This window comes from Azonexus hydrophilus, from assembly GCF_001956855.1.
Lineage (GTDB): Bacteria > Pseudomonadota > Gammaproteobacteria > Burkholderiales > Rhodocyclaceae > Azonexus > Azonexus hydrophilus_A.
The window spans coordinates 144083-158541 of the sequence record NZ_MTHD01000006.1 but is presented as its reverse complement, the minus strand read 5'-3'; the positions used below and the strand labels follow the sequence as shown (position 1 = coordinate 158541).

15 protein-coding genes and 1 tRNA gene are annotated in these 14459 nt (G+C 63.5%); 10 read left to right on the top strand and 6 right to left on the bottom strand.

The window, feature by feature from the left end:
* Window positions 1-43: 43 nt before the first annotated feature.
* Complete coding sequence (gene dapA, locus BJN45_RS16070; RefSeq protein WP_076097082.1) at window positions 44-922, top strand: 4-hydroxy-tetrahydrodipicolinate synthase; 879 nt, start codon at window positions 44-46, stop codon at window positions 920-922.
* 15 nt (window positions 923-937) lie between these two features.
* Window positions 938-2071 (top strand): outer membrane protein assembly factor BamC, encoded by a 1134-nt coding sequence (gene bamC, locus BJN45_RS16065; protein ID WP_076097161.1) that lies wholly within the window; start codon window positions 938-940, stop codon window positions 2069-2071.
* A 96-nt stretch (window positions 2072-2167) separates the two neighbouring features.
* On the opposite strand, the gene BJN45_RS16060 is transcribed toward bamC, so the two are convergent.
* The gene (locus tag BJN45_RS16060) at window positions 2168-2443 is read right to left on the bottom strand and encodes a hypothetical protein (protein WP_076097080.1); all 276 of its coding nucleotides are present in this window, start codon (window positions 2441-2443) and stop codon (window positions 2168-2170) included.
* 120 nt (window positions 2444-2563) lie between these two features.
* Window positions 2564-3040, bottom strand: a complete 477-nt coding sequence (locus BJN45_RS16055) for a hypothetical protein (RefSeq protein WP_076097078.1) — start codon at window positions 3038-3040, stop codon at window positions 2564-2566.
* Window positions 3041-3091: 51 nt separating this feature from the next.
* Here BJN45_RS16055 and rlmD point away from each other — a divergent pair, with 51 nt between their 5' ends.
* A complete protein-coding gene (gene rlmD, locus BJN45_RS16050) occupies window positions 3092-4390 on the top strand; it encodes a 23S rRNA (uracil(1939)-C(5))-methyltransferase RlmD (RefSeq protein ID WP_076097160.1) in 1299 nt (432 codons plus the stop codon).
* 42 nt (window positions 4391-4432) lie between these two features.
* Here rlmD and BJN45_RS16045 read toward each other — a convergent pair whose 3' ends face one another.
* Window positions 4433-5125 (bottom strand): Bax inhibitor-1/YccA family protein, encoded by a 693-nt coding sequence (locus BJN45_RS16045; protein WP_076097077.1) that lies wholly within the window; start codon window positions 5123-5125, stop codon window positions 4433-4435.
* A gap of 133 nt (window positions 5126-5258) precedes the next feature.
* Here BJN45_RS16045 and BJN45_RS16040 point away from each other — a divergent pair.
* A tRNA-Ser gene (locus BJN45_RS16040) sits at window positions 5259-5346 on the top strand.
* Window positions 5347-5368: 22 nt separating this feature from the next.
* On the opposite strand, the gene BJN45_RS16035 is transcribed toward BJN45_RS16040, so the two are convergent.
* Window positions 5369-5575: a hypothetical protein gene (locus tag BJN45_RS16035; RefSeq protein ID WP_076097075.1), complete on the bottom strand. Its 207-nt coding sequence runs from the start codon at window positions 5573-5575 to the stop codon at window positions 5369-5371.
* 130 nt (window positions 5576-5705) lie between these two features.
* On the opposite strand from BJN45_RS16035, the gene BJN45_RS17800 reads away from it, so the two are divergent.
* The 4 genes from BJN45_RS17800 to BJN45_RS16020 all read left to right on the top strand — a co-directional run bounded on the left by BJN45_RS17800 (window position 5706) and on the right by BJN45_RS16020 (window position 10779).
* Window positions 5706-5849: a hypothetical protein gene (locus BJN45_RS17800; protein ID WP_170873113.1), complete on the top strand. Its 144-nt coding sequence runs from the start codon at window positions 5706-5708 to the stop codon at window positions 5847-5849.
* Window positions 5850-5920: 71 nt separating this feature from the next.
* Window positions 5921-6907, top strand: a complete 987-nt coding sequence (locus tag BJN45_RS16030) for an HlyD family secretion protein (RefSeq protein WP_076097073.1) — start codon at window positions 5921-5923, stop codon at window positions 6905-6907.
* A gap of 5 nt (window positions 6908-6912) precedes the next feature.
* On the top strand, window positions 6913-9654 hold the full coding sequence (gene rbbA / locus BJN45_RS16025; protein ID WP_076097072.1) for a ribosome-associated ATPase/putative transporter RbbA: 2742 nt from the start codon (window positions 6913-6915) through the stop codon (window positions 9652-9654).
* The gene (locus BJN45_RS16020; protein WP_076097070.1) at window positions 9655-10779 is read left to right on the top strand and encodes an ABC transporter permease; all 1125 of its coding nucleotides are present in this window, start codon (window positions 9655-9657) and stop codon (window positions 10777-10779) included.
* A 296-nt stretch (window positions 10780-11075) separates the two neighbouring features.
* Here the strand turns inward: BJN45_RS16020 and BJN45_RS16010 are convergent, their stop codons facing one another.
* Entirely contained in the window at window positions 11076-11681 is a 606-nt protein-coding gene (locus tag BJN45_RS16010) for a cob(I)yrinic acid a,c-diamide adenosyltransferase (RefSeq protein WP_076097065.1), read from the bottom strand.
* Between the two features lie 63 nt (window positions 11682-11744).
* Between BJN45_RS16010 and hyi the strand changes: the two genes are divergently transcribed.
* A complete protein-coding gene (gene hyi, locus BJN45_RS16005) occupies window positions 11745-12518 on the top strand; it encodes a hydroxypyruvate isomerase (protein ID WP_076097064.1) in 774 nt (257 codons plus the stop codon).
* Window positions 12515-13789 (top strand): glycerate kinase type-2 family protein, encoded by a 1275-nt coding sequence (locus BJN45_RS16000; RefSeq protein ID WP_076097062.1) that lies wholly within the window; start codon window positions 12515-12517, stop codon window positions 13787-13789. Before hyi ends, BJN45_RS16000 begins: the two co-directional genes overlap by 4 nt.
* Here the strand turns inward: BJN45_RS16000 and BJN45_RS15995 are convergent.
* Complete coding sequence (locus tag BJN45_RS15995) at window positions 13786-14445, bottom strand: GGDEF domain-containing protein (RefSeq protein ID WP_076097060.1); 660 nt, start codon at window positions 14443-14445, stop codon at window positions 13786-13788. The two genes, BJN45_RS16000 and BJN45_RS15995, sit on opposite strands and share 4 nt — an antisense overlap.
* Window positions 14446-14459: the final 14 nt, after the last annotated feature.

The window sequence follows — 14459 nt, the reverse complement described above, 5'->3', positions numbered from 1 at the left end:
GGCTTCAGTTACAATCACCGGATTATTTTCTAGCAAACAGGCCATGATTACCGGATCCCTTGTCGCCATCGTCACGCCCATGCACGAGGATGGCAGCCTCGATTTGAATTCACTGCGCAAGCTGGTGGACTTCCACGTTCAGGAAGGAACCGACGCGATCGTCGTCGTCGGCACCACGGGTGAGTCGCCCACGGTCAACGTCGAGGAACACTGCGAATTGATCAAGCTGACTGTCGATCATGCCGCTGGCCGTATCCCGGTGATTGCCGGTACCGGCGCCAATTCGACGGCGGAAGCCATCGAACTGACCCGCTTCGCCAAGCAGGCCGGTGCCGACATGGCGCTGTCGGTCGTGCCTTATTACAACAAGCCGACGCAGGAAGGCCTCTATCGCCATTTCAAGGCGATTGCCGAGGCGGTCGAACTGCCGGTGCTGCTGTACAACGTCCCCGGCCGCACCGTCGCCGACATGGCCAACGACACCATCCTGCGTCTTGCCGAGGTGCCGGGCATCGTCGGGGTCAAGGACGCCACTGGCAACATGGACCGTGCCTACGACCTGATCCAGCGTGCACCGAAGGGCTTCGCGCTGTACAGCGGCGACGATCCGACCTGCGTGCTGTCGATCATGATGGGTTTCCACGGCAATATTTCGGTTACCGCCAATGTCGCACCGCGCCTGATGCACGAAATGTGCGTTGCGGCAGCGGCTGGCGATGTAACGAAGGCGAAGGAAATTCATTTCAAGCTGCTTGGCCTGCATCGCGACCTGTTCTGCGAGGCCAACCCGATCCCGGTCAAGTGGGCTGTCAGCCGGATGGGGCTGATGCCGGCCGGTATTCGCCTGCCGCTGACCCCGCTGTCCGAAGCCAACCAGGCGCGCGTGCTGGCCGCGATGCGCCAGGCCGGCATTAATGCCTGACGGAGTATGAAAAACATGAATCGTCGGATTTCCGGCCTCACCCTGTCTCTCATCGCAGTTGCCATTGCCGGTTGCGGGATTTTGCCCGAATCGCGCAAGATCGAATACAAATCAGCCGGCAAGGTCCCCACGCTGGAGGTGCCGCCGGACCTGTCGCAGTTGACTCGCGATGACCGTTATCTGGTGCCGGATGATGCCGGCAAAGGGACAGCGACCTTCTCCGCCTATGCGGCGGATCGTTCCCCGGAAGCGCAGGCTGGCCAGTCGGTCGTCCTGCCACAGATCGAGAAGGTGCGCGTCGAGCGTTCCGGCAACCAGCGCTGGCTGGTTGTTGCCGCGGCCCCGGATGCCTTGTGGGACAACATCAAGGACTTCTGGCAGGAAACCGGTTTCATCGTCAATATCGAACGTCCGGAAGCCGGCGTGATGGAGACCGACTGGGCAGAAAACCGCGCCAAGATTCCGGATGATTTCCTGCGCAACACACTGGGCAGGCTGCTGGACTCCCTGTACTCCACAGGCGAACGCGACAAGTTCCGTACGCGTCTGGAACCCGGTGCCGAGCCAGGTACGACTGAAATCTACATCAGCCACCGGGCGATGGAAGAGGTCTTCATTTCCTCGGCCAAGGACGAAACCCGCTGGCAGCCGCGGACGCCGGACCCCGAACTGGAAGCAGAGATGCTGCGGCGCCTGATGGTTCGTCTGGGCGCCGAGGAGCGCCGTGCCGAAGTGGCGCTGGCAACCCCGAAGGCCGAGCCGCGTGCCCGTCTGGCGACGAGCAGCGAAGATGGCAGCGGCAAGCTGGAAGTCTTCGATCGCTTCGATCGTGCCTGGCGTCGTGTCGGTCTTGCACTGGATCGTGTCGGCTTCACCGTCGAAGATCGCGATCGTTCGCGGGGTCTCTACTTCGTCCGTTACGTCGATCCGGAAATCGACAATGCCAGCAAGAAGAGTGATGGCGTGTTGTCGAAGCTGGTTTTCTGGAAAGCCTCCGAGACATCGGCCGTATCCCGCGAGCAATATCGTATTCACGTTGCCGATGTCGGCGGTCGTTCGACAGTTCAGGTGCTGACCAGCGAAGGTGGCGCCGACAAGTCGGATACCGCCCGCAAGATTCTGGCGCTGCTGCAGCAGCAACTACAGTAATTCCCTTGTCCATTCCGCAGGCCTTGTGTCTGCGGAATCAGGGCTGCAAATGAAAAACGGGGCCGAAGCCCCGTTTTTCATTGCTCGCGAAGAAGATTACTTCTTGGCTTCTTCGACAGCAGCCTTGGCGGCATCGACAACAGCAGCCGGAACGGCAGCAGCGTCAGCCGGGGCAGCGGCCGGAGCGGCAGCAGCGTCAGCCGGAGCAGCGGCCGGAGCGGCAGCAGCGTCAGCCGGAGCAGCGGCCGGAGCGGCAGCAGCATCAGCCGGGGCAGCAACCGGAGCCGGAGCGGCAACAACCGGCTCTTCCTTCTGGCCGCAAGCGGTCAGGGCGATGGCAAACAGGGCGGCAGCGAGGATAGACTTGTTCATGAGATTTCCTTATCGACAAGAAGCTAAAAAATCCGAATAGATATATCGGTCGGTTTGCACCGATCCGTGCAAAATTATAGCGCAAAACAAATTGCTGCAACGCAGCGAGATACGCAAATGTCACAGCCCAAGCGGGGTTTGCAACAAATTTTTACGTGACTCCCCCCAGATTTCCTCGAATCGCAGCAAATAGGGGGCCACTGCAACTGATTCATCAATCAGCAGGATGCTGCGCGGCAGGGTTTTTTCCAGACGGATCAGGGCGTTGGTGCCATCAACGATCAGGAAGTTGTCGCGCAAGCGAGCCAGAGCGGGAGGTGTCTGGCGAATTTCCGCCCGGTGCGCCCAAGTGTTCAGCAACTGCTGCAGTCGCGGGCTGCTGATCTGATAGTGCCTGGCTTCGCGCAGCGTAATGCGCAGAGGGTGATCGCTGTGTCCGGCCAGTACCCTGGCCAGGTGGGCGAGGCGCTCGGGGGCATCCAGCCTGAGTGCCGACAGGTCTTCATCGTGGATGACCAGGGAGCGCGTCGCCATTGCCAGGAGCCGGTCGGCGGCTGACAGGTAGTCATTCCACGAGTCGATCAATGCACGAGCCATGGCGCCAAATATACCCGATTGATAGAATTCGCGCTTTTATTGGAGTCGACCGTGCCGATCGGGATTATTGAGTCGCTGGATCACGAGGCGCGGGGTATCGCCCGCCAGGATGGCAAGGCCATCTTCGTCGATGGTGCCCTGCCGGGGGAAATCGTCGAGTACGCGAGTTTCCGGCGCAAGCCGAAATACGAGATGGCGCACCTGATTCAGGTGTTGAAGCCGTCGGTGGCGCGGGTCCAGCCGGCTTGCCCCCATTTTGGCGTTTGTGGCGGCTGTGCAATGCAGCATATGGAGCCGTCGGCGCAGATTGCAGCCAAGCAACGGGTGCTCGAAGACAGCCTGTGGCATATCGGCCGGGTTCGCGCGGAAACCATCCTGCCGCCGATTCACGGCGCACCGTGGGGCTATCGCCATCGGGCCAGGCTCGGGGTGCGCAAGTTGCCGTCGCGCGGTGGCATGCTGATCGGTTTTCACGAGTGGCGCAGCAGTTATATTGCCGATATCCGCAGTTGTGCGGTGTTGCCGCCGCATGTTTCGGACTTGCTGTTGCCAATGCGCGAGCTGTTCGCCAGCCTGTCGATCAGCGATCGCCTGCCGCAGGTCGAGGTTTCCGTCGGTGAGCGTTGTACGGCACTGGTTTTGCGCATCCTGCAGGGGTTGACCGCAAAAGACGAGGATTTGCTGCGTGCATTTGCCGACCGCCACTCGGTCGTCATTTACCTGCAACCGAAAGGGCCGGACACGGCATTCCGTTTTTATCCCGTGCCGGGGCCGCGACTTTCCTACACGCTGCCGGAATTCGGGCTGGAGCTCGATTTCCGGCCGACCGATTTCACCCAGGTCAATCATGCGGTCAATCGGGTGATGGTGCGCCGTGCCCTGCGCCTGCTCGAGCCGCAGCCGGGCGAGCGGATTGCCGACATGTTCTGTGGTCTGGGTAATTTCACGCTGCCGATAGCCTGTTCGGGCGCGTCGGTGCTCGGCATCGAGGGTAGTCCTGCGCTCGTCAAGCGGGGGCGGGAAGCGGCTGTCGCAAACGGTCTGGGTAACCGGGTCGAGTTCGGCGTCGCCAACCTGTTCGAGTGCACCGAGGAGTCGCTGGCGGCATTGGGACGTTTCGACAAGATGCTCATCGATCCGCCGCGCGAAGGCGCGCTGGAACTGGTCAAGGCGCTCGGCAGGCAGGCGCCGTCACGGATCGTCTATGTGTCGTGCAATCCGGCAACGCTGGCGCGTGACGCCGGCGTCCTGTCAGCGGTTCAGGGCTATCACCTGAAGGCGGCCGGGATCGTCAACATGTTCCCGCATACGGCGCACGTCGAGTCGATCGCGTTGTTCGAGCGCCCATGAAAAAGGGCGGCCGCAGCCGCCCTTTGCTGATCCGCCGGACGATCAGTCGCGTTCGCCGGTGAAGGCCATGATCAGGTTCAGCAGGCCGACGAAGACGTTGTAGACGTTCAGGTAGACCGACAGCGTCGCACTGACGTAGTTGGTTTCGCCACCGTGCACGATACGGCTGATGTCGTACAGGATGTAGGCCGAGAAGATGCCGACAACGGCTGCGGAGATGGCCAGCGACAACGCCGGGATCTGGAAGAAGATGTTGGCAACGACGGCCAGCAGTACCAGGATGACGCCGGCGAACAGGAACTTGCCCATGCCGGTGAAGTCGCGCGTCTTGACGCTGGCGACGCTGGCCAGCGTGAAGAAGATGGCGCCGGTACCGCCAGCGGCCAGCGCGATCATCGAGCCGCCGTTGGAGAAGCCGAGCGCGACCTGCAGGATGCGCGACAGCATCAATCCCATGAAGAAGGTGAAACCGAGCAGCAGGGCAACACCCAGACCGCTGTCCTTGTTCTTTTCGATACCCCACATGAAGCCGAAGGCGATACCCATGAACAGCAGGAAGGAAATCATCGGGCTGCCGGCAAAGAAGCTGAAGCCCATCTGTACGCCAACCAGCGCACCGATGACGGTCGGGAGCATCGACAGGGCGAGCAGCATGTAGGTGTTGCGCAACACGCGATTCTGTTGCGTGGCGAGTTCGGCCGATCCGTGGCGGGCGATTTCTAAATTGGTGTTCATCAGCGGAAAACTCTCGTGTGTGGTTTCAACAGAGGCTAAGACTAACGGAGACCGTCATAAGTTTCAAACCCAAAGCGGTCCGGACAGGACATCCATCGCAGCCGGGGGCTGTGTTATCATGCGCGCCGCAAACGGGTCTGTGGCAGAGCGGTTGAATGCACCGGTCTTGAAAACCGGCGTGGGGAAACCCATCGTGAGTTCGAATCTCACCGGACCCGCCAGCGTGCGCATCTCTGCCGGCGGTCAGGCTCCGGCAGCTTCCGGCTGAAGCGGCATCAGTGAGCGGGCGGGAACGATCAGCCGTTTCCTGGAACCCGAACCCATCGCGCGCTCGACTTCCCACATGGCAAGTCCCTTGACGACCGCGACTTGTTCGATGGCTGTCACGACATCGCCGAATTTGATGCAGAGATACTGGGCGCCCTGCTTGATCGAAGTGCTTACCTTCATTTCCTGAGCCTCCTTTGTGGTAACTGCAGGGCTCATCCTACCCAATTTTTCGCCACTTTGAATCGTCTTGAAGAGAGATGATTCTTCGATAAAACCGAAGTGTGGGTCGTGGCGTTTCCGGATACACCGCTTGCGTTTCCTTCTTTATTGTTTTCTCGTCGGTACGACGGTAGCCATCGCCTGGAAGTTTCCCTTCCTGTTCGAACTGCCGCTGCTCGCCGCCATCGGTGGTGCGTGGCTGTTTTTCTTTCGTGATCCTGGTGAGCCGGATTGAGGCTGGTCTTGCCTGGACGGGCGGCCTATAATCAGGACAGGTAATGACTCATTGGTCATTAGAGGTGTGCCATGAAACTGTCCCGTTTGGGCAAGAGCCTGATTTTTCTTCTGCTGGCGGTGTTGACCGCAGCAATTGCTGTTTATCTCTATCAGCACCGTGCAGTCGAGTTGCCCGCAGGGCTGGCGACCGGGAATGGCCGGCTGGAGGCGACCGAAGTTGACGTAGCGAGCAAGATCGCCGGTCGGCTGCGTGAGGTGCTGCCACGCGAAGGCGATATGGTGGCAGCCGGTGCGGTCGTCGCCCGGCTCGATGCCGACGACCTGCGCGCCCAGGTCAGGGCCGCCGAGGCGCAGGTCGAGCAGGCGCGCAAGGCGGTCGAGCAGACGCAGGCCGGCATGCGCAAGTCGAAATCCGATGTCAGCCTGGCCGGCAAAACCCTGAAGCGCTCCGAGGAACTGGTCAACAAGGGCTTCATCAGCCGCAACAAGCTGGATACCGATCTGACCGGCATGGAGGGCGCGATGGCCGGCGTGGCCCAGGCGCGCGGGCGGATCGGCGAAGCCGATGCAGCCGTCGCCGCTGCCGAGGCGAAGCGCGATGCCTTGCTGGTGACGCTGGCCGACAGCGAACTGAAGGCGCCGATTTCCGGCCGTGTCCTCTACCGCCTGGCCGAGCCGGGCGAGGTGCTGGCGGCTGGCGGCAAGGCGTTGACGCTGCTTGATCTGACCGACATGTCGATGACCATCTACCTGCCGACCGATCAAGCCGGGCGGGTGGCGCTGGGCAGTGCCGCGCGCATCGTGCTCGATGCCTTGCCGGAGCAGGTGATTCCGGCCCATGTCAGTTTCGTTGCGCCGAAAGCGCAATTCACGCCGCGCGAGGTGGAAACCCGCAGCGAGCGCGAGAAACTGATGTTCCGCATCAAGGTCAAGGCTGATCCGGCCTGGCTGGCGGCGCACCGCGACCTGGCCAAGGGTGGCATGCCCGGTGTCGCCTGGGTCCGCCTCGACCCTGGCGTCGCCTGGCCGGCCAAGCTGGCGATCGACGGGCAGTAAGGATCATGGACCGCCCGCCGGTCGCCCGCCTGGCAGCCGTCAGCCTGCGCTACGGCGCGGTGACGGCGCTCGATGCGGTCGATGTCGCGCTGCCGGCCGGCTGCATGGTCGGCCTGATCGGGCCGGATGGCGTCGGCAAGTCGTCGCTGCTGGCGCTGGTTTCCGGTGCCCGGAAAATCCAGGAAGGGCAGGTCGAGGTGCTGGGGGGAGACATCGGCGAGCGCCGTTTCCGCGCCTCGGTGCAACCGCGCATTGCCTACATGCCGCAGGGGCTGGGCAAGAACCTGTATCCAACCCTGTCGGTTTTCGAGAACGTCGATTTCTTCGGTCGACTGTTCGGTCAGGACAAAAACGAGCGTGCCGGACGCATTGCCGACCTGCTCGCGGCGACCGGCCTGTCACCGTTCCGTGATCGCCCGGCGGCCAAGCTCTCGGGCGGCATGAAGCAGAAGCTCGGCCTGTGCTGCGCGCTGATCCACGATCCCGACCTGCTCATCCTCGACGAGCCGACGACCGGCGTCGATCCGCTGTCGCGGCGCCAGTTCTGGGAACTGATCGACAGCATCCGGGCGCGTCGGCCGGGCATGAGCGTGCTGGTGGCCACCGCCTACATGGAAGAGGCGGAGCGTTTCGACTGGCTGGCGGCGATGGACGACGGCAAGCTGATCGGCACCGGCACGCCAGCCGAACTGCGGGAGCGGACCGGGCAGGCGACGCTCGATGCGGCTTTCATCGCCTTGTTGCCCGAGGCACGGCGGCGGGCGCACCACGAACTGGTCATCCCGCCGCGCCGTGGCGACGGTGCCGGTGTGGCCATCGAGGCCGAGGGCCTGTCGCAGCGTTTTGGTGATTTTACGGCGGTCGACCGCGTCAGTTTCCGTATCGAGGCTGGCGAGATATTCGGTTTCCTCGGCTCCAACGGTTGTGGCAAGACGACGACGATGAAGATGCTGACCGGCCTGCTGGCACCGACCGAGGGCGAGGCCCGGCTGTTCGGCAAGGTGGTCGATGCGAAGGATCTGGCAACGCGCAAGCAGGTCGGCTACATGTCGCAGTCGTTCTCGCTGTATGGCGAACTGACGGTGGCCGCCAACCTCGATCTTCACGCCCGCCTGTTCCATCTGCCGGACGCCCGGCGCGGGCCGCGCATCGCCGAGTTGATGAAGCGTTTCGGGCTCGATGATTATGCCGATCAGGCGGCGGCCGAACTACCGCTGGGCATTCGTCAGCGTCTGTCGCTGGCGGTGGCGGTGGTGCACGAACCGAAGCTGCTGATCCTCGACGAGCCGACTTCCGGCGTCGACCCGGTGGCGCGCGACGAATTCTGGTCGTTGCTGGTCGAACTGTCGCGCGGGCAGGGCGTGACCATCTTCATTTCGACCCACTTCATGAACGAGGCCGAACGCTGCGACCGCATCTCGCTGATGCATGCCGGCCGCGTCCTCGCCAGCGACACGCCGGCGGCGTTGTGTGCGCAGCGCGGCGCGGCGACGCTGGAAGCGGCATTCATCGATTACCTGGAAGAAGCGACCGGCGCCAACGAGGTCCCCGACGCGCCGCCGATGCTTGCGGTCGCCCCCGGAAAATCGGCAAAAACCGCGGTCGACCGTAACAATGGTGGCGTTTTCAGTCTGCGCCGGCTGCTTGGCTACGCCTACCGGGAATCGCTGGAACTGCGCCGCGATCCGGTGCGTCTGGCCTTCGCGCTGATCGGTTCGGTGCTGCTGATGTTCGTGCTCGGTTTCGGTATTTCGCTGGATGTCGAAGGCCTGCGCTTTGCCGTGCTCGACCGCGACGGTTCGCCGGAAAGCCGGGCCTACGTGCAGAACATCGCCGGTTCGCGCTATTTCATCGAGCGCGCGCCGATCACCGATTCGGCCGCGCTCGACCAACGCATGAACAGTGGCGAACTGGCGCTGGCCATCGATATTCCCGCCGGCTTCGGCCGTGACCTGCGGCGCGGGCACTGGCCGGAAATCGGTGTCCTGGTCGATGGCGCGATGCCCTATCGCGGCGAAACGGTGCGCGGTTACGTCGAGGGCATGCACCTCGACTACGTCAACCAGTTGGTCCGCGAAACGACTGGCACGAGCAGCGCCTACCCGGTCAACATCGTCTCGCGCTACCGCTACAACCAGGACGTCAAGAGCATCTACGCGATGGTGCCGGCGGTGATTCCGCTACTGCTGATCTTCATTCCGGCCATCCTGATGGCGCTTGGCGTGGTGCGCGAAAAGGAACTCGGCTCGATCACCAACCTCTACGTGACGCCGGTGACGCGACTGGAATTCCTGCTCGGCAAGCAGTTGCCCTACATCGTCGTCGCCATGATCAGTTTCCTGCTGCTGCTCGTCCAGGCCCAACTGGTGTTCGACGTGCCGGTCAAGGGCAGCCTGCCCGCGCTGTGCGTCGCCGCGTTGCTCTACGTCATCGTCACCACCGGCTTCGGGCTGCTGGTGTCCACCTTCACCAACACGCAGATCGCCGCGCTGTTCGGCACCGCGATCATCAGCATGCTGCCGACCGTCAGCTTTTCCGGGCTGACCAGCCCGGTCAGCGCGCTCGAAGGTGCCGGCTACTGGATCGGCCAGTGCTTCCCGGCCACCTATTTCCTGATCATCAGCCGCGGCATCTTCACCAAGGCGCTCGGCTTTGCCGACCTGCTGCCGCATTTCCTCGCGCTCGCCGCCTTCATCCCGGTGCTGACGATACTGTCGGTCGTCCTGTTGAAAAAGCAGGAGCGCTAGATGTCGATCGCCAACATCTACCGTCTCGGCCTCAAGGAACTGAAGAGCCTGTGGGCTGACAAGGTCCTGCTGGTGCTGATCTGCTGGGCCTTCTCGGGAGCGATCTACGAAGCTGCAACGGCCAGTTCTCAGGAACTGCACAATGCACCGGTGGCGGTGGTCGACGAGGACCGCTCGCCATTGTCGATGCGCATCGTCGATGCCTTCTACCCGCCGTACTTCCGCGAGCCGCAGCCGATCACGCTGGCCGAACTGGATCGCGGCATGGACCTTGGCACCTACAGCTTCACCCTGGTCATCCCGGCCAATTTCCAGCACGACGTGCTCGCCGGCCGGCAACCGGAAATTCAGCTCAACATCGACGCGACGATCATGAGCCAGGCCTTCATCGGCGCCAGCTACATCAAGCAGATCACGCTCGGCGAGGTCAACGAGTACCTGACCGGCACGCGCGCGACCAGCGCCTCGCCGATCCGTCTGGTGTCGCGCGTGCGCTACAACCCCAATTTGACCGGCGTGTGGTTCGGCGGCGTCATGGAAGTGATCAACAACATCACCATGCTGACCATCATCCTGGTCGGCGCGGCCTTCATCCGCGAGCGCGAGCACGGCACCATCGAGCACCTGCTGGTGATGCCGCTGACGCCATTCGAGATCATGATGGCCAAGATATGGGCCAACGGGCTGGCGGTACTGGTTGGTGTCTGTTTCGCGCTGACCGTGATGGTGCAATGGGTACTGAAGGTGCCGATTGCCGGATCGCTGCCGCTGTTCCTCTTCGCTGCGGTGATCTACCTGTTCGCTGCCGCGTCGATCGGGATCTTTCTCGGCACGCTGGCGCGCTCGATGCCGCAGTTGGGGCTGCTGATCATCCTGACCATCCTGCCGCTGATGCTGCTCTCCGGCGGTGTCACGCCGCGCGAAAGCATGCCGCAGATCGTCCAGAACATCATGCTGGCGGCGCCAACCACTTATTTTGTCCGCCTGGCCCAGGGCATCCTTTACCGCGGTGCCGGCCTCGATGTTGTCTGGCAGGACCTGCTGGCAATGACCGCAGTCGGCGCGGTTTTCTTCAACATCGCGCTGTTGCGCTTCCGCAAGGCAGTGACACGGACGCAGGCTTAGGGCTGGGTCAGGCCATGCTCGACAGTGCGGCCAGCAGGTCGGCGTTGTCGTCGCCACCGCCGCCGCCGCCCATTCCGCCGTCGATCAGTCCGTTCTGGGTCTCGATGAAGACGATGTAACCATGCATGCGCAGGGAATCCGCCCAGTCCTCGGCGGTTTCCCTGGACGTGTGCCAGGGACCGCGTTCGACGACGGGGTGCGAGGAGCCATTGCGATATTTGGTGACGACGCGGTACACGGTTGCTGCCTGAGGGTTATGCCTGATTATCCTGCCGCGGCATCACCGGGAGCAAGCATCAATCCGCATTCTTGCCTTTTTGCCAGAGAACGTCGCCGCGACCGCCGGCACGATTGAGGCTGCGCCCGAGGATGAACAGCAGGTCGGACAGCCGGTTGATGTAGCGGCGGGCCGGCTCGGACAGGGCTTCGGCGTGGTGCAGGGCGACCATCGCGCGCTCGGCGCGGCGGCAGATGGTGCGGCACAGGTGGGTGATGGCGGCCGGGCGGGTGCCGCCGGGCAGGATGAATTCCTTGAGCATCGGCAGTTCGCGGTTGAATTCCTCGGCCAGTTCTTCCAGCCGGGCAACCTGCGCCTGCTTCATGACTTCCATGCCGGGCAGGCACAGTTCGCCGCCGAGGTCGAACAGGTCGTGCTGGATATCGAGCAGCGCAGCGCGCACGGCTTCCGGCAGATCCTCGCACAGCAGCAGGCCGAGGCTGGAGTTCAGTTCGTCGACTTCGCCGATGGCGGTTATGCGCAGGCTGTCCTTGGTTGTCCGGCTGCCATCGCCGAGCCCGGTGGTGCCGGCATCGCCGGTACGGGTGACGATTTTCGACAGACGGTTGCCTTTGCGCTCAGTGTCGTTGCCTTGTTCGTTGTTTTGTTGATTTTCGCTGTTCAAGATGCCTTCTCCTTTGTTGTCTGGGAATTATACTTTCCGGCTCGCACACAGACCGTCGCTGTCATGCCAAAGTTCGCCGCCAACCTGAGTTTTTTGTTCACCGAGGTTCCGTTTCCCGAGCGTTTCGCGCGGGCGGCTGCTGCCGGCTTCACCGGGGTCGAGTATCTGTTTCCCTACGACTGGCCGGCGCACGAGGTGGCGCAGTGGCTGCAGTCGGCCGATGTCGAGCAGGTGCTGTTCAACCTGCCGCCCGGCGACTGGGCGGCCGGCGAGCGCGGCCTGGCCTGTCTGCCGCAGCGGCAGGGCGAATTCGCCGAGAGTGTCGAACAGGCCCTGGATTACGCGATGGTGCTCGATTGCGAGCGCGTGCATTGCCTGGCCGGCCTGCGTCCGGCCGGTTGCGACGAAGCGATGCTGGAGACGACATTCGTTGCCAACCTGCGCCATGCCGCCGACCGTTTCGCGACCATCGGCGCCACGGTGATGATCGAGCCGATCAACAGCCGGATCGACATGCCCGGCTACTGGCTGGACGATGTCGGCAAGGGTTTTCGCCTGTTGCAGGCCGTCGACCGCAGCAATGTGAAACTGCAGCTCGATCTTTATCACGCGCAGATCATCCAGGGCGATCTGGCACGCACCATCGAAGCCAATATCGGCGACATCGGCCACGTCCAGATCGCCGACAATCCCGGCCGGCACGAACCGGGCAGCGGCGAGATCCATTATCCGTTCCTGTTCGAACTGCTCGACCGGCTCGGCTATACCGGCTGGGTCGGCTGCGAGTACAAGCCGCAGACGACGACCGAGGCCGGTCTGGGCTGGCTGCGGCGATGATCAATCCGCGTGATTTTCTGCAGCGGCTGTTTGCCGCCGGCATTGCGGTGGCCGACCCGGCGCGTTGCGTACCGGCGGCGCTGGCCGAGCTCGATCCGCCCGGGCCGGGTGGGCGGCTGATCGTCGTTGGCGCCGGCAAGGCCTCGGCGGCTATGGCCAGGGCCGTTGAAGATCATTGGTCCGGGCCGCTCGGCGGGCTGGTGGTGACCCGTTACGGGCATGGCGTGCCTTGCGCGCGCATCGAGATCGTCGAAGCGGCGCACCCGGTGCCCGATGCCGTCGGTGAAGCGGCTGCCCTGCGCATTTTGTCGCTGCTGACCGGGTTGACCGCAGCAGACCGCGTGCTGGCGCTGATTTCCGGTGGCGGCTCGGCGCTGCTGGCGGCGCCGGCCGCCGCCGTCACGCTGGCGGAAAAGCGGGCGCTGACCGCGGCCCTGCTCGCCTCGGGGGCGGCCATCGGCGAGATCAACTGCGTGCGCAAGCATCTGTCGGCAATCAAGGGCGGGCGTCTGGCCATTGCTGCCTGGCCGGCACCGGTGCTGACGCTGGCCATTTCCGACGTGCCCGGCGACGACCCGGCGGTGATCGCTTCCGGACCGACCGTGGCCGATCCGAGCACGGCGGCGCAGGCGCTGCAGGTGCTGGATCATTACCGGATTCCTGTCGCCGCTGCCCTGCGTGCCCGCTTGCTCGCCGGCGAGCTGGAAACGCCCAAGCCCGGCGATCCGCGGCTGGCGCAATCCGCTTTCCGGCTGATCGCCTCGCCACGGCAGATGCTCGAAGCGGCGGCTCTGGAAGCGCGCCGGCTCGGGGTCGAGCCACTGATCCTCGGCGACGCCATTGAAGGCGAGGCGAGCGAGGTCGGCAAGGTGCTGGCCGGGATGGCAAAATCCTGCGGTCGACACGGTTTTCCCGGCAAAAAGCCCTGTGTGCTGTTGTCCGGTGGCGAGACGACGGTCAGCGTACGCAACGCTGCCGGTCGTGGCGGGCGAAATAGCGAGTTCCTGCTTGGCCTGACGCTGGCGCTTGAGGGCATGCCGGGTGTCCATGCGCTGGCTGCGGATAGCGACGGTATCGACGGTACCGAGGACAACGCCGGCGCCTTCACCGGTCCGGAGACGCTGGCCCGGGCGCGCACGCTCGGCCTGGATGCGCGGGCCGCGCTGGCCGGCAACGATGCCTGGGGGTTCTTCGCCAGCCTCGGCGACCTGCTGGTCACCGGGCCGACGCGGACCAACGTCAATGACTTCCGGGCGATCCTGATCGTCTAGACGACCCGGTTGCGGCCGCTGTGCTTGGCCGCGTAGAGCTTGCCGTCACAGGCGGCAATGACGTCGTGGACCAGGCGCGTGTCGACCACTTCGTAGGATTCCGGCGACACCTCGGTGACCCCGAAACTGGCGCTCATCGCCAGCGCCGGCTGGTGCGGGAGCGGATTGCTGGCGATGCGCTCGCGCAGCTTCTCGGCGAGGCTGCGGCCCTGGGCCAGGCTGGTCGACGGTGAAACCAGCAGGAATTCCTCGCCGCCGTAGCGGAAGATCAGGTCGGACTGGCGCAGCGTTTCGCGGACGATGCCGGCGATGTGTTCGAGCGCCTGATCGTCGACCTGGTGGCCGTACTGGTCGTTCAGGTCCTTGAAGTGATCGAGATCGAACATGATGACGCTGAACGGCGATTCAGTAGCCTTGGCCAGTTCCATCTGGGTGATCAGCACGCGGTCGAGGAAGCGTCGGTTGAGGAAGCCGGTCAGCGGGTCCTTGCTGTACACGCTCATGATGACGATGCTGTTGAGCAGCGAAATCTCGTGTCCGAGTTCCAGCGAGTAGGTCTCGGCCTTCTTCAGCAGCGCATAGACCGGACCGCTGGCGCGCTGGTGATTCATGATGCCGCCAACCTCGACCACCACGTGGTGCATGGCTTCGTGCAACTCGCGGATCTGGG

Excerpts from the sequence above, each read along its gene's own strand:
- dapA (WP_076097082.1), top strand. The coding sequence starts at position 44 with ATGATTACCGGATCCCTTGTCGCCATCGTCACGCCCATGCACGAGGAT.
- bamC (WP_076097161.1), top strand. The coding sequence starts at position 938 with ATGAATCGTCGGATTTCCGGCCTCACCCTGTCTCTCATCGCAGTTGCC.
- BJN45_RS16060 (WP_076097080.1), bottom strand. The coding sequence starts at position 2,443 with ATGAACAAGTCTATCCTCGCTGCCGCCCTGTTTGCCATCGCCCTGACC.
- BJN45_RS16055 (WP_076097078.1), bottom strand. The coding sequence starts at position 3,040 with ATGGCTCGTGCATTGATCGACTCGTGGAATGACTACCTGTCAGCCGCC.
- BJN45_RS16045 (WP_076097077.1), bottom strand. The coding sequence starts at position 5,125 with ATGAACACCAATTTAGAAATCGCCCGCCACGGATCGGCCGAACTCGCC.
- BJN45_RS16035 (WP_076097075.1), bottom strand. The coding sequence starts at position 5,575 with ATGAAGGTAAGCACTTCGATCAAGCAGGGCGCCCAGTATCTCTGCATC.
- BJN45_RS16030 (WP_076097073.1), top strand. The coding sequence starts at position 5,921 with ATGAAACTGTCCCGTTTGGGCAAGAGCCTGATTTTTCTTCTGCTGGCG.
- rbbA (WP_076097072.1), top strand. The coding sequence starts at position 6,913 with ATGGACCGCCCGCCGGTCGCCCGCCTGGCAGCCGTCAGCCTGCGCTAC.
- BJN45_RS16020 (WP_076097070.1), top strand. The coding sequence starts at position 9,655 with ATGTCGATCGCCAACATCTACCGTCTCGGCCTCAAGGAACTGAAGAGC.
- hyi (WP_076097064.1), top strand. The coding sequence starts at position 11,745 with ATGCCAAAGTTCGCCGCCAACCTGAGTTTTTTGTTCACCGAGGTTCCG.
- BJN45_RS16000 (WP_076097062.1), top strand. The coding sequence starts at position 12,515 with ATGATCAATCCGCGTGATTTTCTGCAGCGGCTGTTTGCCGCCGGCATT.